Source organism: Streptomyces sp. G45, assembly GCF_049542095.1.
Classification (GTDB): domain Bacteria; phylum Actinomycetota; class Actinomycetes; order Streptomycetales; family Streptomycetaceae; genus Streptomyces.
In genome coordinates, this window is record NZ_JBMUZU010000001.1 from 2650001 (window position 1) to 2675854 (window position 25854).

At 70.3% G+C, this 25854-nt stretch carries 19 protein-coding genes and 1 pseudogene (1 of these 20 running past the window's edge); 6 read left to right on the top strand and 14 right to left on the bottom strand.

Annotated elements, in window-relative coordinates:
• From ACOBQU_RS10440 to thyX, 3 genes are all read right to left on the bottom strand, one after another.
• A protein-coding gene (locus ACOBQU_RS10440; protein WP_423626025.1) for a ribonuclease J crosses the window boundary here: on the bottom strand, positions 1-163 show its 5' portion. It extends 1523 nt beyond the left edge of the window; only the first 163 of its 1686 coding nucleotides appear in the window; it begins with the start codon at positions 161-163; its stop codon lies beyond the left edge, outside the window.
• A gap of 128 nt (positions 164-291) precedes the next feature.
• Positions 292-1191, bottom strand: coding sequence for a 4-hydroxy-tetrahydrodipicolinate synthase (dapA, locus tag ACOBQU_RS10445; protein ID WP_423626027.1), 900 nt, complete (start codon positions 1189-1191; stop codon positions 292-294).
• 236 nt (positions 1192-1427) lie between these two features.
• On the bottom strand, positions 1428-2168 hold the full coding sequence (gene thyX / locus ACOBQU_RS10450; protein ID WP_423626029.1) for an FAD-dependent thymidylate synthase: 741 nt from the start codon (positions 2166-2168) through the stop codon (positions 1428-1430).
• A gap of 291 nt (positions 2169-2459) precedes the next feature.
• Here thyX and ACOBQU_RS10455 point away from each other — a divergent pair, with 291 nt between their 5' ends.
• Both ACOBQU_RS10455 and ACOBQU_RS10460 read left to right on the top strand, forming a co-directional pair.
• Positions 2460-2699 carry a hypothetical protein gene (locus ACOBQU_RS10455; protein WP_423626031.1) on the top strand — a complete coding sequence of 80 codons (240 nt, stop codon included), beginning with the start codon at positions 2460-2462 and terminating at the stop codon, positions 2697-2699.
• A gap of 110 nt (positions 2700-2809) precedes the next feature.
• The gene (locus ACOBQU_RS10460; protein WP_423626033.1) at positions 2810-3370 is read left to right on the top strand and encodes a hypothetical protein; all 561 of its coding nucleotides are present in this window, start codon (positions 2810-2812) and stop codon (positions 3368-3370) included.
• Positions 3371-3392: 22 nt separating this feature from the next.
• Here the strand turns inward: ACOBQU_RS10460 and ACOBQU_RS10465 are convergent, their stop codons facing one another.
• The 7 genes from ACOBQU_RS10465 to eccD form a co-directional block, all read right to left on the bottom strand.
• The gene (locus ACOBQU_RS10465; protein WP_423626035.1) at positions 3393-3845 is read right to left on the bottom strand and encodes a hypothetical protein; all 453 of its coding nucleotides are present in this window, start codon (positions 3843-3845) and stop codon (positions 3393-3395) included.
• Between the two features lie 27 nt (positions 3846-3872).
• On the bottom strand, positions 3873-4625 hold the full coding sequence (gene dapB, locus ACOBQU_RS10470; protein ID WP_423626037.1) for a 4-hydroxy-tetrahydrodipicolinate reductase: 753 nt from the start codon (positions 4623-4625) through the stop codon (positions 3873-3875).
• Positions 4626-4762: 137 nt separating this feature from the next.
• Positions 4763-6142 carry a M16 family metallopeptidase gene (locus tag ACOBQU_RS10475; protein WP_423626039.1) on the bottom strand — a complete coding sequence of 460 codons (1380 nt, stop codon included), beginning with the start codon at positions 6140-6142 and terminating at the stop codon, positions 4763-4765.
• A complete protein-coding gene (locus ACOBQU_RS10480) occupies positions 6139-8367 on the bottom strand; it encodes a polyribonucleotide nucleotidyltransferase (protein WP_423626041.1) in 2229 nt (742 codons plus the stop codon). The genes ACOBQU_RS10475 and ACOBQU_RS10480 overlap by 4 nt, the downstream gene beginning before the upstream one ends.
• A 401-nt stretch (positions 8368-8768) precedes the next feature.
• Positions 8769-9056: a 30S ribosomal protein S15 gene (gene rpsO, locus ACOBQU_RS10485; RefSeq protein WP_004982702.1), complete on the bottom strand. Its 288-nt coding sequence runs from the start codon at positions 9054-9056 to the stop codon at positions 8769-8771.
• Between the two features lie 379 nt (positions 9057-9435).
• Positions 9436-11085, bottom strand: a complete 1650-nt coding sequence (locus ACOBQU_RS10490; protein WP_423626043.1) for a PQQ-binding-like beta-propeller repeat protein — start codon at positions 11083-11085, stop codon at positions 9436-9438.
• Between the two features lie 128 nt (positions 11086-11213).
• Positions 11214-12842: a type VII secretion integral membrane protein EccD gene (gene eccD, locus ACOBQU_RS10495; RefSeq protein ID WP_423626044.1), complete on the bottom strand. Its 1629-nt coding sequence runs from the start codon at positions 12840-12842 to the stop codon at positions 11214-11216.
• Between the two features lie 504 nt (positions 12843-13346).
• On the opposite strand from eccD, the pseudogene eccCa reads away from it, so the two are divergent.
• Both eccCa and ACOBQU_RS10505 read left to right on the top strand, forming a co-directional pair.
• A pseudogene (eccCa, locus tag ACOBQU_RS10500) lies at positions 13347-17319 on the top strand (type VII secretion protein EccCa).
• A 95-nt stretch (positions 17320-17414) separates the two neighbouring features.
• Positions 17415-17741: a DUF397 domain-containing protein gene (locus tag ACOBQU_RS10505; protein ID WP_423626046.1), complete on the top strand. Its 327-nt coding sequence runs from the start codon at positions 17415-17417 to the stop codon at positions 17739-17741.
• Positions 17742-18006: 265 nt separating this feature from the next.
• Here the strand turns inward: ACOBQU_RS10505 and ACOBQU_RS10510 are convergent, their stop codons facing one another.
• From ACOBQU_RS10510 to ACOBQU_RS10525, 4 genes are all read right to left on the bottom strand, one after another.
• Complete coding sequence (locus tag ACOBQU_RS10510; protein ID WP_423626048.1) at positions 18007-18309, bottom strand: WXG100 family type VII secretion target; 303 nt, start codon at positions 18307-18309, stop codon at positions 18007-18009.
• An 80-nt stretch (positions 18310-18389) separates the two neighbouring features.
• On the bottom strand, positions 18390-18728 hold the full coding sequence (locus tag ACOBQU_RS10515; RefSeq protein ID WP_423626050.1) for a WXG100 family type VII secretion target: 339 nt from the start codon (positions 18726-18728) through the stop codon (positions 18390-18392).
• A 74-nt stretch (positions 18729-18802) separates the two neighbouring features.
• Entirely contained in the window at positions 18803-19897 is a 1095-nt protein-coding gene (locus ACOBQU_RS10520) for a S8 family serine peptidase (protein WP_423634395.1), read from the bottom strand.
• Between the two features lie 1825 nt (positions 19898-21722).
• Positions 21723-22196, bottom strand: coding sequence for a hypothetical protein (locus tag ACOBQU_RS10525; RefSeq protein WP_423626051.1), 474 nt, complete (start codon positions 22194-22196; stop codon positions 21723-21725).
• An 874-nt stretch (positions 22197-23070) separates the two neighbouring features.
• On the opposite strand from ACOBQU_RS10525, the gene ACOBQU_RS10530 reads away from it, so the two are divergent.
• Together ACOBQU_RS10530 and ACOBQU_RS10535 are read left to right on the top strand one after the other, a co-directional pair.
• On the top strand, positions 23071-23583 hold the full coding sequence (locus ACOBQU_RS10530; RefSeq protein WP_423626053.1) for a hypothetical protein: 513 nt from the start codon (positions 23071-23073) through the stop codon (positions 23581-23583).
• Positions 23584-23586: 3 nt separating this feature from the next.
• Positions 23587-25836, top strand: a complete 2250-nt coding sequence (locus ACOBQU_RS10535; protein WP_423626055.1) for a DUF6571 family protein — start codon at positions 23587-23589, stop codon at positions 25834-25836.
• Positions 25837-25854: the final 18 nt, after the last annotated feature.

Consider the following 25854-nt stretch of genomic DNA (forward strand, 5'->3'; position numbering starts at 1 on the left):
CCTCGGGGAAGAGCACTCCGCAGTCGACGATCAGCAGACGCCCGTCGTACTCGAAGACCGTCATGTTCCGGCCGATCTCGCCGAGGCCGCCCAGCGGGGTGACCCGCAGGCCGCCCTTGGGGAGCTTCGGCGGAGCGCCGAGTTCAGGATGCGGATGACTCAAAAGACTCTCCTCACCACGCGCGCCACGTGCCTCCGGGGCACGTGGCGCGCGTGACGTTCGTGCAGTAGCAGTTGTGTGGGTGCAGGCGGGCCGCCTGCGTCATACATATGTAGTTATGAAGTCTGTGGTTAGAGCTGTACCCCGCCAGCGGCAAGATCGATCTTGAGCTGCTCCGTCTCCTCGGGGGACAGCTCCACGAGGGGCAGGCGCAGCGGTCCGGCCGGTCGGCCCTGGAGGGCGAGGGCGGCCTTCGTGGTGATGACGCCCTGGGTGCGGAACATGCCCGTGAAGACCGGCAGCAGCTTCTGGTGGACCTCGGTCGCCTTCTGCACGTCGCCGTTGAGGTACGCGTCGAGCATCGCGCGCAGCTCGGGCGTGACCACGTGGCCGACCACGGAGACGAAGCCGCAGGCGCCCACGGAGAGCAGGGGCAGGTTCAGCATGTCGTCGCCCGAGTACCACGCCAGGCCGGAGCGGGCGATGGCCCAGCTCGCGCGGCCGAGGTCGCCCTTGGCGTCCTTGTTGGCCACGATCCGGGGGTGCTCGGCGAGGCGCACGATCGTCTCGGTGTTGATCGGTACGCCGCTGCGGCCGGGGATGTCGTAGAGCATCACCGGCAGGTCCGTGGCGTCCGCGATCGCGGTGAAGTGCCGGTGGAGGCCGTCCTGCGGCGGCTTGTTGTAGTACGGGGTGACGGTCAGCAGGCCGTGGGCACCGGCGTCCTGGGCGGCGCGGGCGAGCTCGACGCTGTGCCGGGTGTCGTTGGTGCCGACGCCCGCGACGACGTGGGCGCGGTCGCCGACCGCCTCGAGGACGGCCCGTACGAGCTCGTTTTTCTCCGCGTCGCTGGTGGTCGGGGACTCGCCGGTGGTGCCGTTGACGATCAGGCCGTCGTTGCCTGCGTCCACCAGGTGGGCGGCGAGCTGCTGCGCGCCGTCGAGGTCGAGTGCGCCGTCCGCCGTGAACGGCGTGACCATGGCGGTGAGGACCCGCCCGAAGGGGGTCTGCGGAGTGGAGGTCGGAGCCATGGGTAACACGCTACTCGCTGCTCAGCGCGGGGTCGCCCCTCGGGTGACGTGGGGCACCTGACACGAACCTGACGCAAAGGGAGCCCGGCACTGCCTGCTCGGGGGTTCAAGCAGTGCCGGGTCCGTTTGATCAGGCTAGATGAACTTCTTGAAGTGCCGCAATACGGACACTTCTCTCGGTCCACTCGGGCCCGCTCTCTCAGTTCACTCGCGCCCGCGCGTCGCCGGGCGGCAAGTCAGGGGGCGACGCGGCCGTTGGCGTTGAACGCGGCGTGCGTCAGCGGCATCAGCTCGGCCCAGTGCCGCTCCATCTTCTCGCCGACCATCTCGATCTCCCGCTGCGGGAAGGACGGGACCTTGGCGAGCTCGTGCTGCGTACGCAGGCCGAGGAAGTGCATCAGGGACCGGGCGTTGCACGTGGCGTACATCGACGAGAAGAGGCCGACGGGCAGGACCGAGCGGGCGACCTCGCGGGCCACGCCCGCGGCGAGCATCTCCTGGTACGACTCGTAGGCCTGGCGGTAGGAGTCCTCCATGACGCGGCCGGTCAGCTCGTGCTGCGCCTGGGTGCCCTCCACGAAGACGTACTTGCCGGGGCGGCCCTCCTGGACGAGCTTGCGGGACTCGTCGGGGACGTAGAACACGGGCTGCAGCTCGCGGTAGCGGCCCGACTCCTCGTTGTACGACCAGCCCACGCGGTGGCGCATGAACTCGCGGAAGACGAAGATCGGGGCGCTGATGAAGAACGTCATCGAGTTGTGCTCGAAGGGGCTGCCGTGGCGGTCCCGCATCAGATAGTTGATCAGGCCCTTGGAGCGCTCCGGGTCCTTCTTCAGCTCGTCGAGGGACTGCTCGCCAGCGGTCGAGACCCGCGCCGCCCACAGGACGTCCTGGTCGGTCGCGGCGTGCTTGACCAGCTCGACCGTGACATCGCTGCGGAAGCTGGGCTTGAGGTCTTCGGCTGGGGTGTCGCTCACTGGCGGGGTCCTTCCCTGTGCGTCGTGGGGCGCCGCCCACTTTAGGCCCCGCCACTGACAGTCCCCCGCCACCGGGCGTCCCGGCACCCTTGCTCCCGGCCGCTGCCCCGGCCTCTCCCCCTGCCCCCGGCCTCTCCCTCTGCCCCCCGGCCGCCCGCGACAATCAGCCGTTCGGCGACCCCTCGTGACATTCTTCGGTGAATTTGCCGAAACTGGGCACCTTTTGGCCGTTTCGAGCGTCTGTTCTGGTGACACCGTTCCGTTCGAGACCCGTGAGGAGAAGCGCGCCCCATGTTCCGTCGGCGAGAGCCCGTTCCGTTCGCCTTCATCGCCGAAGCCGACAAGTTCCGCAGCAACGTCACTCCCCCGCCCCGTGAGCGCGCCACGGCCGGTCAGATCGTGGGCCGCACGCTCATAGGCCTCACCGTGGTCGCCGGTCTCGTGGGCTCCCTGCTGTTCGGGATGCCCGCGATGTCTCCCGACCAGTCACCGGCCAGGACCCAGCAGTCCGAGGCCGCTGACGGTCGCTGACGGTCGCTGACGCGGCCCCCACTCCCTTGGCCCCCCAAGGCTGGTAGCAGGGGACACGGCTCGATAGCCTCACCGGGCACAACCCGTGCGTGGATGAGTGAGGACCAGCCGTGCCCCTGCCTTTCCTGACCGCGGACCGCGCTTTCGACGAGGCGGCGGCCGACGCCGCGCTCCCGTTCGACGACCGCGACCACTGGCGGCGGCCGTACCGCCCGGGCCCCTGGCGCGTGGGAGCCGCGGCCGTGCTGCTGCTCCTCGCCTCGTACGTCCTCGTCGCCACCGTGATCATCGCGTTCGCGGGCGCCCTGCCCGGTGCCTCGGCCTGCGCGGGCCTGGCCGTGCTCATCATGTGCGCCGCGGTCCGGCTGCTGCGGATGGGCACCTGGGTGAGCGCCCACGGGCTGCGCCACGTGACCTTCTTCCGCACCCGGACGGTGCCGTGGCCGCGGGTCGCCTCCGTGCGCACGGTCCAGCAGCCGGTGCGCTGGCTCGGCCTGCCCCGCACCGTGCAGGGACAGGCCCTCCTCCTCGTACGCAGCGACCGGCCCGCGGACGAGCGGACCGTGCTGCTCACCGACCGCAACGCCGACTTCCTCGCCCGGGACACGGCGTTCGACCGGGCCGCCGACACCGTCGAGGTGTGGGCCGACGAGTACCGCCGTACGGCGTAGCCGGTCCGCCCCAGGCTTCGCGTCAGGCGTTCAGCGGCTTGCCCTCGTGCAGGGCGATGGCCCGCTGCATCGCCTTGCGGGCGCGGGGCGTGTCGCGGGCGTCGTGGTAGGCGACGGCGAGGCGGAACCAGCAGCGCCAGTCGTCGGGGGTGTCCTCCGTCTCGGCCTTGCGCCTGGCGAAGACCTCGTCGGCGGACTCGCGGTCGATGCGGCCGCTGGGCGTGCGCTTCAACTCGTCGACGGGCAGGCCGCCCTCGGCCTCCAGCTCGGCGGCGAGCCGGTTGGCGCGCCGCACGAACCGGGTGTTCTGCCACAGGAACCACAGGCCGATGACCGGCAGGATCAGCACCGCCACCCCGAAGGAGACGGTGAGCACGGTGCCGTGCTGTATCAGGAGCACGCCGCGGCTGCCGACCAGGACGAAGTAGACGACCAGGACGGCGGCCGTGACGGCGTAGGTGATCTTTGCGCGCATGGGGTCAGGTCAGTCAAGCCAGTCAGGTCAGTTCAGGTCCAGGAAGTGTTCCAGGCCGAAGGTGAGGCCCGGGGTCCGGGTCACGCGGCGGGCGCCGAGGAGGATGCCCGGCATAAAGCTGCTGTGGTGCAGCGAGTCGTGGCGGACCGTGAGCGTCTCGCCCTCGCCGCCGAGCAGCACCTCCTGGTGGGCGAGGAGGCCGCGCAGGCGCACCGCGTGCACGGGCACGCCGTCGACGTTCGCGCCGCGGGCGCCCTCCAGGGCCGTCTCCGTGGCGTCCGGCTGGGGGGCGCTGCCCGCGCGTTCGCGGGCGGCGGCGATGAGCTGGGCGGTGCGGGTGGCGGTGCCGCTCGGGGCGTCGGCCTTGTTCGGGTGGTGCAGCTCGACGACCTCGACGGACTCGAAGTACGGGGCGGCGATCTGCGCGAACTTCATGGTGAGGACCGCGCCGATGGAGAAGTTCGGCGCGATGAGCACGCCGGTGGCCGGGGACGCCTCCAGCCAGGTGCGCAGCTGTGCGAGGCGCTCGTCGGTCCAGCCCGTCGTGCCGACGACGGCGTGGATGCCGTGGCGCACGCAGAAGTCCAGGTTGCCCATCACCGAGCCGGGCGTGGTCAGCTCGACCGCGACCTGGGCGCCGGACTCGACCAGGGTCTCCAGCTTGTCGCCCCGGGTGAGGGCGGCGACCAGCTCCATGTCGTCGGCGGCCTCGACGGCCCGGACCGCCTCGGAGCCGATCCGCCCCTTGGCGCCGACGACCGCCACGCGCAGCTTGCTCATGTCCTTGATTCCTAACGGGAGTTACGAGACGTACGAGACCTGTGAGACGTACGAGGCCGACGGGGCCCGAGGGCCCGGCGGACCCGAGGCCGTGTACGCCCGGCGCGGGCACCGGGCGTACACGGCCTCATCCGAACCTACGCGACCGCGTCGTGCAGGCGCGCCGCCTGCTTGTCCTTCAGCGGGCCGATCGCCGAGAGCGACGGGCGGCGGCCGAGGACGTCGCGGGCGACGGCGCGCACCTCGTCGGGCGTGACCGCCGTGATCCTGGCGAGCATGTCGTCCACGGACATCTGCTCGCCCCAGCACAGCTCGCTCTTGCCGATGCGGTTCATCAGCGCGCCGGTGTCCTCCAGGCCGAGGACGGTGGAGCCCGCGAGCTGGCCGATGGCCCGGGCGATCTCGTCGTCCGACAGGCCGTGCTCGGCGACGTGGTCCAGCTCGTCGCGGCAGATCTTCAGCACGTCGTGGACCTGGCTGGGGCGGCAGCCCGCGTACACGCCGAAGAGGCCGGTGTCCGCGAAGCCCGACGTGTACGAGTACACGCTGTAGGCCAGGCCGCGCTTCTCCCGGACCTCCTGGAACAGCCGCGAGGACATGCCGCCGCCGAGCGCGGTGTTCAGCACGCCGAGGGCCCAGCGGCGGTCGTCGGTCCGGGCGAGGCCGGGCATGCCGAGGACTATGTGGGCCTGCTCGGTCCTGCGGTCGATGACCTCGACGCGGCCCGCCGTGGTGAGGCGGCGGGCACCGGCGCGCGGGGCGACGGGGGTCGCGTCGGTGCGCGTGAGGGCGCCCGCCTTCTCGAAGGCGGCGCGGACCTGGCGTACGACCCGCTGGTGGTCCACGTTGCCCGCGGCGGCGACGACCAGGTGGGTGGGGTCGTAGTGCTTCTTGTAGAAGCGGCGGATGCGGTCGGCCGTGAGCGCGTTGATCGTGTCGACGGTGCCGAGGACCGGGCGGCCGAGGGGGGTGTCGCCGAGCATGGTGTGCGCGAACAGGTCGTGCACGCAGTCGCTCGGGTCGTCCTCGGTCATCGCGATCTCTTCGAGGATCACGCCGCGCTCGGCGTCGACGTCGCCCTGCTCGATGAGCGAGCCGGTCAGCATGTCGCAGACGACGTCGATGGCGAGCGGCAGGTCCGTGTCGAGCACCCGCGCGTAGTAGCAGGTGTACTCCTTGGCCGTGAACGCGTTCATCTCGCCGCCGACCGCGTCGATCGCGGAGGAGATGTCCAGGGCGCTGCGCTTCCTGGTGCCCTTGAAGAGCAGGTGCTCCAGGTAGTGCGTGGCGCCGTTCAGGGACGGCGTCTCGTCGCGGGAGCCGACGTGGGCCCAGATGCCGAAGGTCGCCGAGCGCACCGACGGGAGGGTCTCGGTGACGATGCGCAGGCCGCCGGGGAGGGTGGTCTTGCGGACCGTGCCGATCCCGTTCTGGCCCTTGATCAACGTTTGGGTACGGGCGACGGCCCGCGCCTCCGAGGAGATGCGGGCCGTCGCCTTGAAGCTACGGGACGTCACTTGGCGGCGTCGTCCTTCGCCTCGGTGGAGCCCTCGGCGTCGTCCTCGCCCTCGATCACGGGGATCAGGGAGAGCTTGCCGCGGGAGTCGATCTCGGCGATCTCGACCTGGACCTTCTGGCCCACGCCGAGGACGTCCTCGACGTTCTCCACGCGCTTGCCACCGGCGAGCTTGCGGATCTGCGAGATGTGCAGCAGACCGTCCTTGCCCGGGAGCAGCGAGACGAACGCGCCGAAGGTCGTCGTCTTCACGACGGTGCCCAGGTAGCGCTCGCCGACCTCCGGCATGGTCGGGTTGGCGATGCCGTTGATCGTGGCGCGGGCGGCCTCGGCGGCCGGGCCGTCGGCGGCACCGATGTAGATGGTGCCGTCGTCCTCGATCGTGATGTCGGCGCCGGTGTCCTCCTGGATCTGGTTGATCATCTTGCCCTTCGGGCCGATGACCTCGCCGATCTTGTCCACCGGGATCTTGACGGTGATGATCCGCGGCGCGTTCGGGGACATCTCGTCCGGAACGTCGATGGCCTCCATCATCACGTCGAGGATGTGCAGGCGGGCGTCGCGGGCCTGCTTCAGGGCGGCGGCCAGGACGGAGGCGGGGATGCCGTCCAGCTTGGTGTCGAGCTGGAGGGCGGTCACGAACTCCTTGGTACCGGCGACCTTGAAGTCCATGTCGCCGAAGGCGTCCTCGGCACCGAGGATGTCGGTCAGCGTCACATAGTGCGTCTCGCCGTCGATCTCCTGGGAGATCAGGCCCATGGCGATGCCCGCGACCGGGGCCTTCAGCGGCACACCGGCGTTCAGCAGCGACATGGTGGAGGCGCAGACGGAGCCCATGGACGTCGAGCCGTTGGACCCGAGGGCCTCGGACACCTGGCGGATCGCGTAGGGGAACTCCTCGCGGGTCGGCAGGACCGGGACGAGGGCGCGCTCGGCGAGGGCGCCGTGGCCGATCTCGCGGCGCTTGGGGGAGCCGACGCGGCCGGTCTCGCCGGTGGAGTACGGCGGGAAGTTGTAGTTGTGCATGTAGCGCTTGCGCGTCACCGGGGACAGCGTGTCGAGCTGCTGCTCCATGCGGAGCATGTTCAGCGTCGTGACGCCCAGGATCTGCGTCTCGCCGCGCTCGAACAGGGCGGAGCCGTGCACGCGCGGGATGGCCTCGACCTCGGCGGCGAGCGTACGGATGTCCGTGACGCCGCGGCCGTCGATGCGCTTCTTCTCCTTGATGACGCGCTCACGGACCAGGGACTTGGTCAGCGAGCGGTACGCGGCGGAGATCTCCTTCTCGCGGCCCTCGAACTCCGGCAGCAGCTTCTCACCGGCGAGGACCTTGACGCGGTCCAGCTCGGCCTCGCGCTCCTGCTTGCCCGCGATGGTCAGCGCCTGGGCCAGCTCGGGCTTGACGGCGGCGGTCAGGGCCTCCAGGACGTCGTCCTCGTAGTCGAGGAAGATCGGGAACTCGCCCTCGGGCTTGGCGGCCTTGGCGGCGAGGTCCGACTGGGCCTTGCACAGGACCTTGATGAAGGGCTTCGCGGCCTCGAGACCGGCGGCGACGACCTCCTCGGTCGGCGCCTCGGCACCGCCCTTGACCAGCTCGATGGTCTTCTCGGTGGCCTCGGCCTCGACCATCATGATCGCGACGTCGCCGTCCTCCAGGACGCGACCGGCGACGACCATGTCGAAGACGGCGTCCTCAAGCTCGGTGTGCGTCGGGAAGGCGACCCACTGGCCCTTGATGAGGGCCACGCGCGTGCCGCCGATGGGGCCCGAGAAGGGCAGGCCCGCGAGCTGCGTGGAGCAGGAAGCGGCGTTGATCGCGACCACGTCGTACAGGTGGTCGGGGTTGAGCGCCATGATCGTCTCGACGATCTGGATCTCGTTGCGCAGGCCCTTCTTGAAGGAGGGGCGCAGCGGGCGGTCGATCAGGCGGCAGGTGAGGATCGCGTCCTCGGAGGGGCGGCCCTCACGGCGGAAGAAGGAGCCGGGGATCTTCCCGGCGGCGTACATCCGCTCCTCGACGTCGACCGTGAGCGGAAAGAAGTCGAGCTGGTCCTTGGGCTTCTTGGACGCGGTGGTGGCCGACAGGACCATGGTGTCGTCGTCCAGGTACGCCACGGCGGAGCCCGCGGCCTGCTTGGCGAGGCGGCCCGTCTCGAAGCGGATGGTGCGGGTGCCGAAGGTGCCGTTGTCGATGACGGCCTCGGCGTAGTGGGTCTCGTTCTCCACTAGCGGTTTCTCCTACGTATCGTCTTTTCACCCCTGGGCCCGTGTGGCCCGGGTCCGCTCCTGCCCGTGTGGCGTGGGAGCGGTTGTGAGCGGTGCGGAGAAGCGCGCCGTGGGTGCGGGCCGGTCTTCGATCGAAGCCCCCGGGGACTCGTACGCGCGTATCCCGGAGACCACTACCGAGGACCGGCGGCGGCTGGGTGCGCCTCTCCTTATGCGGTTGTGCCCTTTATGCGGTTGTGTTGTGCCCCTGTGCGGTCCGTGGCCGATGGTGCGGCCGGGCCGCTCACGGGGCTGTGTCGGACGTCACCAGACTACAAAGCACCGGTGACACCGCGCACGTACAGCAAAGGGAGCGGCCCCCTTCGAGTGCTTCGAGTGGGAACCGCTCCCTTCACGGCGACTTACTTGGCGCCCGCCGCACCGCGGCGGATGCCGAGGCGGTCGACGAGGGCGCGGAAGCGCTGGATGTCCTTCTTGGCCAGGTACTGCAGCAGGCGGCGGCGCTGGCCGACCAGGATCAGCAGACCACGGCGGGAGTGGTGGTCGTGCTTGTGCGTCTTCAGGTGCTCGGTCAGGTCCGAGATCCGGCGCGACAGGAGCGCGACCTGGACCTCGGGGGAGCCGGTGTCACCCTCCTTGGTGCCGAACTCGCTGATGATCTGCTTCTTCGTGGCGGCGTCGAGCGACACGCGTACTCCTTGTGATGTCTTCGGTGCCTTCGAGTGCCCCTGGTCTTCTTCTCAGGGGTGCTTCCGGGACTCGGAAGGCGAGGTCCGCCCGGACGGGCGGGGTCCGCCTGGACAGGCGGGTCCACCCGGGAGGGGTGGGGGTCCACCCTTGACGGGCGGGATGCCGCAGGGCGTGGTCCATGGGCCGGGGGCCTGGGACGTGCGCAGACATGCGGGCGTTACACAGCGTACCAGTACAAGAGCGGGGGCCTCCGCCCGGTGCTCGGCGGCCCTCCCGTGGGGCCCCCGTGGGCGCCCGTGGGCCGGTGAGCCGGGGGCTTGCGGGCGCGGCCCCGCCCCCGGGGCGGGGGCATCAGGGGCGGGGCCTCGGAGCGGGGCCTCAGGAGCCCTCGACGCCGACGGCGCCGAAGGCCGCGCCCTTCCAGGGTCCGCTGTCCTCGGCGCTGAGCTCGCGCGGCGCGACGAACACCCGGCCCCGCTCGACGACCACGTCGGCCTCCCCCGGTTCCACGATCCCCGCGTCGTCCGGCACGCTGAACAGCATGAACGGGGTCTCCTTGCCCGTCTTCGGGTCCAGGCTGACGACCGCGTCCGGAGCGACGCCGTCGATGCTCCCCCGGAAGGCGAGCAACCGGTCACCGCTGACCCGTACGGGGTACATGGCGGCGCGCCCCTTCGAGTCGAACTTCCGGACGGTCTTCCCGGTGGCCAGGTCGAAGGAGACGATCCAGTTCGCCTCCAGGCCCTCCGCCTTCGTGGCGAGGAAGAGCTGGTCGCGGCCGACGGCGATGGCGTCGCACGTCTCCACGGTCCCGTACAGCATGCGGAAGCAGTCGTCTTCGTAGCGGCCCTTCGGCAGGTCGATGGTGGCCTGGTAGGCGCCCCGGTCGTCCAGGGTGATCAGGTCCGTCGCTCCGGAGTCACCGGCCGCGACGGCGATCACCGCGGGCTCGGCGGACACCAGGTTCACGTTCTGGATGCCAGGGGAGACCTTGTACGTCCACTGCGGCTCCCCGGTGCGCGGGTCCACTTTCTGGATTCGGTACGTGTGGTCGTCACCGCGCTCGCACCGGCGCAGGGCGAGCAGTGCGCGCCCCCCGGCGAACCCGGCGTCACCGCAGGCCGACGGCCGCGCGTTGCCCCACAGGCGCTTGCCGCTCGCCATGTCGTACCCCATGGAGCCCTGGCCCCAGGCGACGGCGACCGTGCCGCGGGTCATGGTGACGTTGGTGTTCGGCGCGAAGGCGGCCTTGGCGTCGGGGAGCTTGGCCTCCCAGAGCTTCTTGCCGGTGTCGAGGTCGACGAAGACGAGCTTCTCGCAGGTCTCGGGGGCGGGCGGAGCGGGACGGGAGGGCTTGTCCTTCTTGCCCTTGTCCTTGCCGTCCTTGCCGTCCTTGCCTCCCTTGCCTCCCTTGCGCTTCTTCCCCTTGTCCTTGTCTTTGTCCTTGCCCTTGGACTTCCGGTCCTTCTTGTCCTTATCGCCCTTGTCGCCCTTCTTGGACTTCTCAGGCTCCTTGGGCTTCTCCGACTTCTCCGGGCGCTCCTGCACCAGCACCGCCGTGCGGCCGTCCGCCGTGACGTGGCGCGTGGTGTCGCAGATCGGCCCGCCCAGGTCGGTCGTCCAGGCCTCGTCGAACTTGCCGTACGTGAAGCCCTTGAGCGTGCGGCCCACGCCCCGGACGAAGGTCTTGTCCGTGGCCCACGTGCCGGGCGCGGCCACCGTGGCGTCGCGCCCGAAGCGCTCGTCGAACTGCTTCTCGCGGTAGTCGACGACGAGGCTGCCCGCCGGGGAGTCCGGGATGGTCTCGACGGTGTCCCTGATCTCGTCCGGGGCCTGCTGGACGGCCTTCGCGTCCTGGGCGTCCGACCCGTCGTCGCCCGCGGCCCAGACCATCCAGCCGCCCGCGCACAGCGCGAGGGCCAGCAGACCCGCCAGGCCCGCCAGCATGCGCGCGCGGCGCGTCCTGCGCGCCCGCTCCACCGCCAGAGCGGACTCGGTGAACCGTGAAGGGGATGGGCCGTCGGTCACGCTGGGGCGCCTTTCTCTTGTGGTCGTTCCGGGGTCACCGTAGAGCACGGCGTCGGCGGCTCAACCACCGGGCGGACGGTGCGCAGTTGCCCTCGTACGCGGTTGTCGGCGCACCGCCGTGCGCGCGGTCAACTCGTCATGGCGCGCGCGGAGGCGTACACGTCGAAGACCGCGAGCGCCAGCGGCACCAGCGTGAGCAGGACGAAGACCTCCGCGATCTCCAGGAAGCGGCCCCAGAAGGGCGTCACGCCGCTGCGGGCGGTGATCAGACCGACGGCCGTGGTGAGCGCCGCGGTGGCCGCGATGGCGGCGACGAGCCAGATGGTGCGCACGTCGAGCGCCGCGCTGTCGCCCCTGAGGGCCTCGCGCATCAGGTGCTCCGGAGGGTTCAGGCACAGCCCCACCCCTAGCAGGACCAGGCAGGCAAGGCCCGCCGCGAGGGCGGCCGCGACCTGCGCGGTGTACCGGAAGAGCTGGGCCCGCATCAGCATGGCGACACCGGTGGCGAGGGCGAGCAGCTGCCCCCACACGTCGTCGCCGAAGCCGAGGACCGCCGCGGCGCCCACGGACAGCAGGGCGCAGCCCCCGACGAGCCCGATGAGCAGTTCGTGGCCGCGCCGCGCCTGGGCGGCGACGCGCTCGCCGTCGACCGGGTCCTGCGGCGCCGGGTCGGGGTCGGGGGCGTCGGGGTCGTACGTACGGCGGGCGGCGTGCGGCGGTTCGTAGCCGATGGGCAGGCGGGCGAAGCGCATGGAGAGGCCCGGCAGGAAGGCGAGCGCGCCGACGGCGAACGGGGCGCACAGCGCCGCTGTCTCGGCGGGCGTCAGCTCGCTCAGGCTGGCCACGAACGTGGCCAGCAGGCCCGCCGCGGCGGCGAAGGCACACGCCACGAAGGGCCCGTCCGCGCGCGGTGACACCAGGACAAGCACCACCGCCGCGACGAGCACGGCGGCGCAGGCCAGCAGGAACTGCAGCTTGCCGACGCCCTGCCCGTCGGTCAGCGGCAGCAGCCCCGAGCCCGCGACGGCGACGTTCGGCAGCGCGCCGACGCCGAGCGCGACGGACGCGGCCCGGTCGTCGTAGATCCGCGCGCGTACGGCGGCGAAGGTGAGCAGCAGCAGGCCCGCGACGGCGGCGAGGATCCCGGGCAGGCCGTGCGCGTCGTGCCGGGGCGCCGCGGACCAGGCGGTGAAGGCGAGCAGGAACGGCAGCACGGCGCCGCCGGTGAGGCCCGCGAGCCGGGTCAGCTCGGCGTTCCACAGCGAGCGGTCGCGGGTGACGGCGGTGGCGACGGCGTCGGACACGTCGTCGAAGACGGCGGGCGGCAGGGACGCGGCGAAGGGCCGCAGCGTGAGCAGTTCGCCGTCCAGGATGCGCTGGGCGGCGAAGGAGCGCGCGCTGTCGAGGACGGCGCCGTCACGGCGTACGAGGTGGTAGCCGACGGGGGCGCCCTCCTCGGGGCGCTGCCGGGACAGGCGCAGGATCTCCGGGTACAGGTCGGCGACGGGGACGTCGTCGGGCAGGGCCACGTCGATGCGGCTGTCGGGGGCGACGATGGTGACGCGGCAGAAGCCGAGGCCCGCGCCGGACCTGGTGGCGGCGGGGGCGGTGCCCTCGCCCGCCGGGCCGGGACCGCCCGGCCCGCCGTGCCCGCCCTGTCCTCCAGGGCCCCCGTGGCCCCCGGGGCCCCCGTGGCCGCCCTGGCTTCCGGGCCCCTGCCCCGGGCCGTTGGCCCCGGCGGCCGCAGAAGTTGTCACGCTCACCCGCTGTTCCCCCTTGGCTCAAGCTTGGCTCGCCGCTGGCTCGTTCGGGCCCGGGCGGCGGCGAGTCCGGGCCGCCGCGCGGGCCGGTCACCGCCGTGGCCCGTCGTGACCACCGTGACCCGTCGTGACCATCGTGACCCGTCGTGGCCGCCGTGACCCATCGTGGCCACCGTGGCCGTCGTGGCCGTCGTGGCCGTCGTGGCCACAGCGTCGCCATGGCCGACATGCTGCCCCGCAGCCGACACGGTCACAGCCCGCCGTGGCCGAAAACCGGACGCCCACCCGGCCGGGCCCGCCCCCGGGGCCACCGCCAACGGCCCGCTTCCTTCGCTCAGTTCGCAGATGCTCACGCGGACCAGTGGCACCCTATCGCCCCCACCGCGCGCCCCGTGTCAGTAGGATCACGACTCGGCCGACATTCGCCCTCGCAAGGCCACAGGGGCATTCCCACAAGGTCACAGGGGCATTTCCGCACTCCGGCAAGGGAATGGGTGGGCAGTGAGCCACATCGTCGTCAAGCGACCGCCGCGCGCTCTGCCGTCCGAGGTGCCCACGGACGAGGTCGTTCTGCAACCGCCTCCGGAGCTGCCGCGCGGGCAGCAGGAGGGCGCGCTCATGCAGTTGCTGCCCATGCTGGGCATGGGCGGGTCCGTGGTGTTCTTCTTCATGCCCACGGCGCACCCGTTCATGCGGATCATGGGCATGGTGATGATCGCGTCGACGATCGCCATGGCGGTGGCGATGCTCGTACGCCACCGGCGCGGCACCCAGGGCCAGTTGGCCGATATGCGCCGTGACTATCTGCGGTATCTGGCGCAAACGCGACGGTCCGCGCTCGCCGCGGCGCGGGCGCAGCGCGATGCCCAGTACTACCTGCACCCTTCGCCCGAGCAGCTGTGGGCGCTGGTCGCCGAGGGCAGCCGGGTGTGGGAACGGCGGCCGGGCGACGAGGACTTCGGGCAGGTGCGCGTGGGGCTCGGGCCGCAGGCGCTCGCCACCCCACTGCGCGCCCCGGAGACGGCGCCGGTCGACGACCTCGAACCGCTGACCGCGGGCGCGATGCAGCGCTTCCTCGCCGTGCACGGCACGGTCGAGGACCTGCCGATGGCCGTGTCGCTGCGGGCCTTCTACCACCTGACGCTCAGCGGCGAGCCCGACGCGGTGCGCGCCTTGGCCCGCGCCCTGACGGCGTCGCTCGCCTCCCTGCACTCCCCGCAGGACCTGGTCGTCGCCGTCGCGGCCGGGCCGGACGCGGCCGCCGCCTGGGAGTGGACGAAGTGGCTCCCGCACTGCCAGGCGCCCGACGCGGCCGACGGCGCGGGCACGCGCCGCCTGATCAGCGGCGACCCGGCGGAGCTCGAACGGCTCCTCGGCGCCCGCCTCACCGGCCGCCCCCGCTTCCAGCCGTCCGGCACGCCGGTGCCGGACGAGCCGCACGTGGTCGTCGTCCTCGACGGCGTCGGCCTCACCGCCGACTCCGCCCTGGCCACGGCCGAGGGCCTCCAGGGCGTGACGGTCATCGAGGTCGTGCCGGGCGAGCTGACGGGGGCGCGCGGCGACCTGTCGATCGTCGTACGCCCGAAGGCCCTGCGCATGGAGTCCGGGCACGGCCTGGTGTACGAGGGGACGCCCGACACGCTCTCGTACGAGGCCGCCGAGGCGCTGGCGCGGCAGCTCGCCCCGCTGCGGGTCGCCTCGGGGGGCGACGACGACCAGCCGCTGCTCGCCAACCTGGACTTCACCGACCTGCTCGGCCTCGGCGACGCCGCCTCCGTGGACACGGCCCGCACCTGGCGCCCCCGCTCCCTCGCCGAGCGGCTGCGCGTGCCGATCGGCGTGGGCGAGGACGGCCGCCCCGTGATGCTCGACCTGAAGGAGGCGGCCCAGGAGGGCATGGGCCCGCACGGCCTGTGCGTGGGCGCGACCGGCTCCGGCAAGTCGGAACTCCTTCGCACCCTCGTGCTCGGCCTCGCCGTCACCCACTCCTCGGAGACCCTGAACTTCGTCCTGGCCGACTTCAAGGGCGGCGCGACCTTCGCGGGCATGGCCCAGCTCCCGCACGTCGCCGCCATGATCACCAACCTGGCGGACGACCTGGCCCTCGTGGACCGCATGGGCGACTCCATCCGCGGCGAGCTGAACCGCCGCCAGGAGCTGCTGCGCGACGCGGGCAACTACGCGAACATCCACGACTACGAGAAGGCGCGGGCCGCGGGCGCGCCCCTGACGCCCATCCCGTCCCTCGTCCTGGTCATCGACGAATTCAGCGAACTCCTCACCGCCAAGCCCGATTTCATCGACATGTTCGTGCAGATCGGACGCATCGGCCGCTCCCTCGGCGTGCATCTGCTGCTCGCCTCGCAGCGCCTGGAGGAGGGTCGCCTGCGCGGCCTGGAGACGTACCTGTCGTACCGCGTGGGCCTGCGCACGTTCTCCGTCGCGGAGTCCCGCGCGGCGCTCGGCGTGGCCGACGCCTACCACCTGCCGAACGTCCCCGGCTCGGGGTATCTGAAGTTCGGCACGGACGAAATGGTGCGGTTCAAGGCGGCGTACGTGTCCGGGGTGTACCGCTCGGGTGCGGAGCGGGCCGCGGCGCTCGGCGGGCCGCTGCCGGTGGACCGGCGGCCGGTGCTGTTCACGGCGGCCGAGGTGCCGGTGACCTACGCGCCGACCGCGGTGCCCGACCCCCGGGCCGCCACCGGCCCCGACACCGACGACGCCCTCGCCGACACCGTGCTCGACGTGATCGTGCGCCGCGTCGAGGCGCGCGGCCCGGCGGCACACCAGGTGTGGCTGCCGCCGCTGGACAACCCGCCGTCGCTGGACGCGCTGCTTCCGGGCCTCACGGACGTGCCGGGCCGGGGCCTGACCCAGCCCGGCTACGAGGGCGCGGGCCGACTCGTCGTACCGCTCGGCCTGGTCGACAAGCCGTACGAGCAGCGCCGCGACCCCCTGTGGTGCGACTTCGCGGGCGCGGCGGGCCATATGCAGCTCCTGGGCGGCCCGCAGTCCGGCAAGTCGACGCTGCTGCGCTCGCTCATCGCGTCCTTCGCGCTCACCCACACCCCGCACGAGGTGCAGTTCTACGGCCTCGACTTCGGCGGTGGCGGCATGTCGGCGGTCGCGGGCCTGCCGCATGTGGGCGGCGTCGCCTCCCGCCTCGACCCGGAGCGGGTGCGGCGCACGGTCGCCGAGGTGTACGGCGTCATGTCGCGCCGCGAGGAGTACTTCCGCACGGCGGGCATCGCGTCGATCGCCGACTTCAGGGCGCGGCGGACGCGCGGCGACATCTCGGCCGCGGACCAGCCGTGGGGCGATGTCTTCCTGGTGATCGACGGCTGGGGCAACTTCCGCTCCGAGTACGAGTCGCTGGAGGAGTACGTCCTCGACATCGCCGCCCGCGGCCTCGGCTACGGCATCCACCTGGTCCTCGCCGCGTCCCGCTCGATGGAGGTCCGCGCCAACCTCAAGGACCACCTGGTGAACCGCCTGGAGCTGCGGCTCGGCGACACCATGGACTCCGAGTTCGACCGCAAGGTGGCCGCGAACGTGCCCGCCGGGGTGCCCGGCCGCGGCCAGTCGCCGCAGAAGCTGCACTTCATGGCGGCCGTCCCGCGCGTCGACGGCGTCTCGTCGGACGCGGACCTCGCCGAGGCGACGGCCGCCCTCGCCGACGCCGTCGCCCGCCACTGGACGCTGCCGCCCGCTCCCCGGTCCGGCTGCTCCCCGCGAGCTGCCCGCCGAGCAGCTGCCGCCCGGACACGCCTTCCCCGACCGGGGCGTGGCCTTCGCCCTCGACGAGACCAATCTGGAGCCGGTCTTCGTCGACTTCGAGCAGGACCCGTTCTTCCTCGTCCTCGGCGAGAGCGAGTCGGGCAAGTCCAATCTGCTGCGCCTGCTCATCCAGCGCCTCACCGAGCGCTACGACGGCGACTCCTGCAAGCTCTTCGTCGTCGACAACCGCCGCTCGCTCCTCGACGCGACCCCGGCGACGCACCTGGCGGAGTACGTGCCGATGTCCAACGCCATGGATCACCACGTCGACGCCCTCGCCAATCTGATGCAGCGCCGCACCCCCACCGCCGACGTCACCGCGCGGCAACTCCGCGACCGCTCCTGGTGGTCGGGCCCCACGGTGTACGTCATCGTCGACGACTACGACCTCGTCTCCACGTCCAGCGGCAACCCCCTGGCCAGGCTCACCGAACTCCTGCCCTTCGCCCGCGACGTGGGCGTCCGCTTCATCATCGCCCGCTCCAGCGCGGGCGCCGGGCGGGCGGCGTACGAGTCCTTCATGCAGCGCATGCTGGAACTCGGCGCCCAGGGCGTGGTCCTGGCGGGCGACCCCGCCGAGGGCGAGATCCTCGGCGGCGTCCGCCCGCGCCCGATGCCGGTCGGCCGGGGCGTGTTCGTCTCCCGCAAGCGGGGCAAGCCACTGGTCCAGACGGGTTTGGTCACGGGCCAGCCATGAGTGACTGAGCGCGAAGTAGGGTGTGCGCACAGTTCACCGTGTTCATCCGTACGCATTCAGTCGTACGTCGTACGCCGGGAAGGGGCCAGGCAACCATGGCCGAGGCACAGAACGAAACGCAGGCCCAGGGGCAGGAGTCCGAGGAGGAGGTCAAGGCGCGCAAGGAGCGGGAGAAGAACGAGCTGTACGCGCTCGACATCTCCGACGTCACCTGGCACAGCGCACCGGGCACCGAAACGCACGAGGAGCGCGTCGAGATCGCCTACCTCCCCGGCGGCGCCGTGGCCATGCGCTCCTCCCTCGAACCGGAGACCGTGCTGCGCTACACGGAGGCGGAGTGGCGCGCGTTCGTCCTGGGGGCGCGGGACGGGGAGTTCGACCTGGAGCCGTCGCCTCGTAATGGGGGGATCGCGGCGGAGTAGGGGCGCGGGGGCCTGTCCCCGGGGGGGCGGCGGGTGTCCGAGGCGCGACGCCGCGCCCGGGGGGGTGCTGCTCCCTGGGCGCCGCGAGGCTCCCCCAAATTCGTCCGCCTCTCAGACTCTCAGACACAACGAAAGCCACCGAGGGAAGCCCCACAGGAAGCACCGCAGGAAATACCGGAAACACCACGGGGTGGGCATCTCCCGCGCATGCCCACCCCGCGTTCCTCGTGTCCCCCGTGTTCCGCCGCCGTTGCTGCTCAGCGGCTCACTGGAAGTAGCTGGCGCCCTTCAGGTCGCCGCCCCGGTAGTCACCACCGGCCTGGCCGACCTTCTGGCCGATCTGCATGAGGGCCCGGTGGATCGCCGACGCGTGCTCGTCCCATTCCTTCTGCTTCAGGACGTACGCCCGGTGGGCCTCGCCCTCCCAGCCCTCGGCGACCTTGGCCACGGCCCGCTTGATGTCGGCGAGGTCGGACTCCAACTGCTTGGCCTGGATGCCGAGTTCGGTGGTGATCGCGTCGAGCCCGCCGTATTTGACCGCGAGTTCGTCGAAGTTGCCGCTTGCCATGCGTGTCCCATCCCCTGGTGGTGTGCGGTGTGAATGCGGCCGGGCCGCACGCGGCGACCCGGAGAACGGCCCGGTTCGGCTCAGTAGCTGCTGATGGCCGAGTGCTTGCCGCCGTAGTCCACGTCGATGCTGTTCATCGTGGCGCGGACCTCGTCCTCGAGCCGGTCCTTGTCCTTGCGGTTGGCGCTGATGCCGTCCAGGAAGTCCACCAGGATGCGGCCGATCGCCTGCATGTGCTGGTTGATCTCGGTCTGCTTCTTGTCGAAGGCGTGCGCGCCGATGCCGCGCCAGTTGGCCTCCATGGTGTCCAGCGTTCCCTGCAGGCGCCTGAGCTGCTTCTGCACCGAGTCGTACTTGTCGACGATCTCCTTCTCGAGGAGCGCGACCTCTTTGTCGTTTAGCTTCCGGCCGTCGGCCATGAGTGGGCTCTCCCTACGTGAGCTGTCGAGCTGCCATTCGAGACGCCCCGGCGCGCGGTCCGCGCCGGGGTTCCTCAGGTACTGCGCCGATTCCGCACCAGCGCGAAGGCCGCACCACCGACGACGACCGCGGCGGCCGCGCCGCCGACGACGATCCACAGCCGCTTGTCGTCGTCATCGGATTGCGCGGTGGACACGGATGCGGCGGGTTTGCTGTCGGCGGCCTTCTCGGGGGGTTCCGACGCGGGCGCCGAGGGTTCCTTCGGAGAAGCGGACGGCGATGTGCCGACGCCGGGGGTCTTCTTGCCGCTGATGGGGTCGACGTCCGCGGGGCCGGGGCGCCCCTTCCCCTTCAGCAGATGCCAGGAAGGCCGGACCAATCCGTAACCCAAGTAGTCACTGGGCTTGTCCTTGGGCCAGCTCCGGCTCGCCGTGTCGATCAACACGCGAAGAACCTGGTTGGCCGTCCAGTCGGGGTGCTTGGCCCAGATGAGAGCGGCGGACGCGGAGGCCAGGGCGGTGGCGGAGCTGGTACCGCCGCCCCCGTCATCGCAGTAGGCCCGGAAGGTCGCGTCACACCACCGGGGGAAGTCCACTCCCGGGGCGGCCAGGTCCACGTACTTGCCGAACTCTGAGAACTTGGCGACCTTGCCGTTCTTGTCGGCAGCGGAGACTCCGGTGACATGGGGATAGGCCGCTGGGTAGCCGATGTAGTTCTTTTTCTGGGCGTCGTTTCCAACGCCAGCGAACATCAGCTTGCCCTTTGAGGCGGCGTACTCCGCCGCCTCTTGCTCTGCGGTGTACATGAGGTCATCGCTGATGGACATGCTGATGATCTGGGCGTCGCTGTCCGCCGCGGCCCGAATGGCTTCGGCGCTGTCGCTCTCCTGGTTGCCCTTGGCGCCGTCCAGTGTGGTACGGAACGAAACGACCTCGGCCCCAGGTGCCAGGCCCTTGAGGCCCCCGCCCCGGCCGGAACCCACGATGAGTTCCGCCATGGTGGTCCCGTGGCCGTCATAGTCGTCCAGCGCCCCGCCGCTGAGGCCCGTCACGTCCTTGCCAGCACGTACACGCCCCTTGAGCGAGGGCGTGACGGAAACACCGCTGTCGACCACTGCGACCTTGATGCCCCTGCCGGTGCTGACCTCCCACAGCTTCTCGGCGTCCATCGCGTCCAAGTACCACTGCTTCGACTGAGCATCAGCGGCGACGGCATGCGGTGCCAGTCCCACGGACATCAGAGCGAGGGCGCTGGCCGTCACACTGGCGGAGACGCCCCATCGCCTTGCGCGCCCTGCGAACAGCGCTGCCCCCAGGCCACGTCGGCCAGTACCTGACTCCACGTCCCGCACGCCCTCACTCACCACTATCCGATTACTGGCGGCACGTGCCGCCGATCGCCCGGCAGATGTGTCTCTTCGTCCTCGACCAGATAGTCAGGCCGTTGCGAGACCTCGTCACTCGTTTGTTCAGAACGTTGGCGGTTGCCCACAGGCCCACGAACCAGCCCGGCGCCGCCCACGGTGAATCCAGCGCTACGGCCGCCAACCGCCGTCCCACGCCGCACGGGAGTACCGACCACACCATCAGGGTTGCTGACGGGCCGACGAGGCATCTGCCCCCTGGCGCCTGCACCGTGAGGCACGGCTCCCATGGCCCCACGCTGCGCGCCGACGCCAGGTCCTGCCTGCCCGTGGCTATCCCCAGGCCGCCCTCCTACAACGCCATTGGCGCGCGGGGCTCCGGTCATTCCCTGAACTCCGGGACGGCCAGGGGGCATGCTGCCGGGATGCGGGGATCCGCCAGCGATACCGCGGCCCACAGGCGGCTGCCCGGGCGCCGTCGGACTGGGGAGGCCTCTGCCTTCGGCTACCGGTCCACGTCCCACCGGCCCTGAAAGACCGCGACCCCATGCTTCCGGTGTGCGCTCTGGGCCCCTCGAACCCATTCGGCCAGGTGCGGAAGGGGCAGGCAGGCCGGACTTCGCATCCCCGCCACGACCAAACGCATCCCCGCCACGACCAAGCGCTCGCGGAGGAGGGCCAACGGCCTGGAACGGGGCAGGGCCACCATCGAACGCAGTGGGCGGCGGTCCTCCACCGGGCGTCTGAGCAGGAGCAGGAGGCGGCGAACCTGGGCCCGGGCTGTTGGTCGGCGGAGGCAACGTATCGACACTGTCGATCGCCAGACGGTCGGGGATGAACCTACCTTCTGGAACAGTGTTGTTGAGCCGATCAGGCGCTGAGTCAGCTGACTGGCCCGGGGACGGGTCGGGGATGCGCGCTTCGCTACGAGGCGGCCAGGACGAGCCCGTTTCCTCAGGGAGCACCGTTCCCTCAGGGACCGGCCTCGTCGACCCGCCAGCCTCAGGGACCTGCCGACTGCCCACCGGGCCGCCATCGACAGGAGCAGCGGGAGGCACGGTTTCCGGACCCTCCTCGCCTGTGACGCCTCTCCGCTTGGGCCTCGGCACCCCCACATCCGGCATGGCCGAAAACGTAGGCGGCTCCTGCCCCGCCATCTCGTGCTGAGACACCCGATAGAAGGACGCCAACCGGTTCATCTGGTTGATCGCCTCTTGACGGTGCCTCTCAGCCTTGAGGGCCGCGTCGTAGTCCGCGTTGCCTTCCACCCGCTTCGGCGCGGGAATGTCGTCCACGGTCTTGGGATCCGTACGTGTGTCCCGCGGCGGCATCGCACTGCGCACTGAGGCCAGCCCCGCTCCCGCCGAAGCGATCTGCGTACTGGCCGCGTGGGCGAAGTCGGACAGCGTGTGCGTGTTCTTGACGAGGTTCTGGCCCCACTTGCGGAAGGCCCGCCCGGCCTCCCCTTCCCAGTCCACTCGATCGATGTGGTCGCCCAGTTCCCTGGCCGCCGCGGCGATGGCGTCGCGTGCCCGCTGAAGTGCCTCGCCCGCGCTCTCCAAGTCGGCTGGATTCGCCTGCTCGACCAGATCGATCATGTCATTGAGGCGGTGCCCCTCGAAGCTCACAGCTACCACCCGTACTCGGACTTGTCGCTGCCATGGCCGCCGCGCCCATCAGCCGTACCGGACTGCTCACGACCAACCGGTACCTGCGAACGGGCCACGGAATTCTGAATCGCCCAGAACCGCTGCCGCAGCTCGTCCTCGAGGTTGTCGAAGCCCACATCCGCGCCGTGCACGGCGATCCCCATGGCCTCGATCTGCTGGCCGAGCATCTTGGACAGCGAGGTGAGCCGCTCGTGGACCCGGTCGTACTGGGAGTAGAGGCCGTCGGCCTCGGGGAAGGGCGCCCCCGGTCCGCTGAACGAGGCGCGGGCGATCTTCTGGTGGCCGACCTTGGACGCGCCGCCGTCCGAGCCCTCGAACTCCGTGAGCAGCGTGTCGATGCGCCGCCGGAACTTCTTCAGCGCCTCCAGGCCCCGCTTGAGGTCGGCGTCCGACGACGGCCGCGGCGCGTTCCTGTACCCGTCCTCAAGCACCATGCCCCCTCAGCACGAAGCCGCCTTCCCCGTTCCCCACTGGCCTCCAGGCGTGACTGCATGTGCCCCTTGACGGTCGGCCTGACGCGCGGCACGCGCTCGTAACTTTAGCCACACCCAGAGTGACATCCAATAAGCATTTGCGCCACGGCAGTTGCAAACTAGCCATTAGGTACGGCGAGACCCACCACCGAGTGCGCGCAGGCGCCGCCAGCGCGGCCCGAACCCCGAGACGGCACCCATCGCAGCCATCGCGATTCAGCCAATCCCAAGACCACGCAAGGGTGGTTGAGCCACCTTGGACCTTACTCAATCCGGGGCTCCGGGCGCTTCGGCAGCCAGCTGGGCCGTACTGCGCGTCCACGCCTGCCGAAGTCCCCTTGAGTGGCTCCAGTCACTCGTTCGTGCGTCGCAGCTTGCCGCATCGGGGGCGATAGGACAGCGTGTCCGCTACTCAGCCGTCTGAGTACGCGTACTCAGACAGTCAGGCGCCAACTCCCCCTGGCAGCCCCATGGTTCGGCAGGATGAGTGAGCCTGCGGTCGGAGACCGGCTGGCCGTGGCGCACCACCAGTGGAGGCGAGGTTTCGGTGGCCAGGGCGAACCAGTCACGCGCCGGTCGGCACGTAGGCGCGGCGGTGTCGAGCGCCCCGGTTGATGCGCTACTGAAGGGGCACGGTAGAGCGGAGCCCCCTGGCGAACGCATACGCAAACTGTGTACGTCCGGTGGGAGGGACGCCCGCCACCCCGCACCTCTCACGACGGCTGCCCTCACCCGAACGGGCACCCCTCGATCCGGGCCTGCGCTGCGAGCGGCCCCGGAACACGTCCGTACACACCGGAACACACCGGAACACACCGGAAGAAGGCGCACGCCCATGGCATGGGAAGAGTGGGAGCAGCTCAAAGCGCAGGCCACGGAGCGTCAGGGAACGCGGATGCGGCTCAACCAGGTGGAACCCGGCATGGGCGGTGGGCCGGGAGCGGCGCCAGGTGAGTACGGCGATCTGACGGTTCGCCAGGCTGATCTGGCGAAGATCGGCGAGCGGGCCTTCGGGCTGTTCGAGCGGCTGAGCAAGCAGGGGCGTATCGCGGTACCGAGCAGCGAATGCGCCGCGGGGGATCTGACACGGCAGGGCTTCGCGCTCGGCGGCGGCCTCCAGCACGTCGCGAAGCGCTGGGAGGAACAGCTCAACTCCCTGCGTGACGCCTGCGCGCACATCTCGAACCACATGCGCGTCACGAAGAAGCTGCACTCCGATGACGAGGTCTTCATCCGCCGTCAGCTCAGCCGCATCGACGTACTGGACGCCGGTTTCGACGAACGGGTTGGCGAACCCGGCAAGAAGAACCCCGTGTACCTGCCGCCCGAAGAGAAGAAGGACAGCTGATCGATGGACTTCGAAGCGCTGCACTCCGCCAACTTCTCGCTCCTCGATGACGCCGTCAGCGACTGGAAGAGAATGGTGGACCACCTGAAGGAGCTGGAGGAGGACGCCGATCGCGGGCTGCGGACCACTGCGAACCGGGCCAGGTGGGTCGGTGTCAACGCCACCGTCTCGAAGGAGTTCATCGGCAAGACCGCCGGAGAGTTCCAGGACGCGCATACGCAGGCCACGTCCATTTACCGGATCCTGCTCGATACGCGCGATGAGCTGAAGCGCTTCCACCGTCAGCTCCATGACGCCATCGAGCGCGGCCTGAAGAAGAATCTGACGGTGACGACTACGGGCGGCGGAGGCTTCACCGTACGGATGAACATTCACCCCGACCGGGCCGGGAAGGGTACCGATCTTCCCGACCATGACGAGGGTGCCGTGACCGCCTTGCGCGACGAAGTGCAGCGGATCCTTGATGACGCCACCGAAAGTGACACGTCCGCCAGCAAAGCGCTGAAGGCGATCGCCGACCAGAGTACGCACGGTTTCTCCGAAGCCAAGTACAAGGACCGGGACAGCGCGGCCGATGCCATGGCCAAGGCGGATGAGTTGTCGAAGCTGGCCAAGAAGGACCCGGAGGATCTGACGGCCAAGGAGTTCGACAAGCTCCACTCCGGTCTGAAGACATACGCACGTGACCCCCTCTTCGCGGAGCGCTTCGCCACGAAGCTCGGGGCGCGGGGAGTGCTGGAGTTCTGGGCCGGTATCAATGAGCCCGGCGGCAATCCCGATCTGCGGGACCAACGCCTGGACAAGTTCGGGGACCTGCAGAAGTACCTGAGCGTCACGCTCGCCACCGCCACCCAGAGTGATTCCTCGGGGATGACGGACTGGACCCGTCAGATGGTGGATCAGAGCAGCCAGCCCGTCCGTACCGCGAGCAGTCCGTTCGGTTTCCAGGTCATGAGCAACCTCATGCGGTGGGGTGACTTCGACGACAGTTTCCTGCGGCAGTACGGAACGGAACTCATGGCGACGGAGAAGAAACTGACCGACAACGGCACCCACGGGGCCTGGCAGCACACCTCCAACGCTCCCCACCTCAACCACACGGGCAGCGACACGGGCTCGGATCCCTTTACCGGGTTCCTCAAGGGCCTGTCGAACAACCCGGGGGCGGCCACTCCGTTCTTCAACGACACGTTCTCATCGAAGGGCGACGGAGAAGGCGATGACGTCTCGAACTTCCAGTACCTCTTCGAACAACGGCACTGGCCACCCGAGCAGAACGCCGACGGCGAGCCCAGCAACGCGGGACGGAACAACCTGGCGCTCGCGCTGGAAGCGGGTACGACCGGCCATCCGGCCGGGGAACTCCCCACCGCCGATACCCCGCCCCACGCGGCGGACCAGGCCCGGCTCATGGAGCGCGTCGTCACCTCGGTCTCCGAGGACAACGAGCGCCTGACCCAGCACGGCTACATGGCGGACAGCTTCGGCCAGATGGCCAGCGAGTACCTGCCCGACATGAACCGAGCCATGACCAACGACTCGGACGGTGACACGAATCGCCTCTACCCCATCGTCGGCGAACCGGCGCAATTCCACAGCCGGGATGTAACACGGTTCCTCTTCACCGTCGGCCAGAACGAAGAGGGATACGCGGCGGTACAGGTGGGCCAGAAATCCTACATGGCCAATCTGATGTCCTACCACCTCGACCCCTCACTTCCCGAGAGCATGCGGTACGCCCAAAATCCGGGATTCGTGGTGGAGAGTGTGGCGGAAGGGTCCGGTGAAGTGGCGGGGATCCTGGCACAAGGACGCGCGGAAGCCGTTGCCGGGGAAGCGGCCGAGAAGGACCAGGCATTCGAAGAGTCCGTGGCGCGGTGGAAGGACGGGATCGCAGGTGGGGTTGGGACCGGTATCGGCGTGGGCACGTCCTATATCGCCAGCCCGGCTGGTGGGGCGGTGATCGGCGGTGTGGCGGAGACGGTGAGCGGTGCGGTTCTTACCGAGCTGTTCGCGGATGCCGAGGGGAAAGCCAAGGGCGATGCCGGGCTGATCATGGGTGAAAGATGGGATTCAGGAATGAGGGACAACATCAGGTACACCGAGAAGGCGGCCGAACTCGCGGCTGAAAAGCATCGCAGGACCGACCTCCCCGACATTGGGCAACAGGCACATGAAGCGGCACGGCGCGGATTCATACTATCGGAACCCGGCGTTAACAGTGTGGCGCCAGATCTCAAGACGGATATTTGAGGGGAATTCCTCGCATGG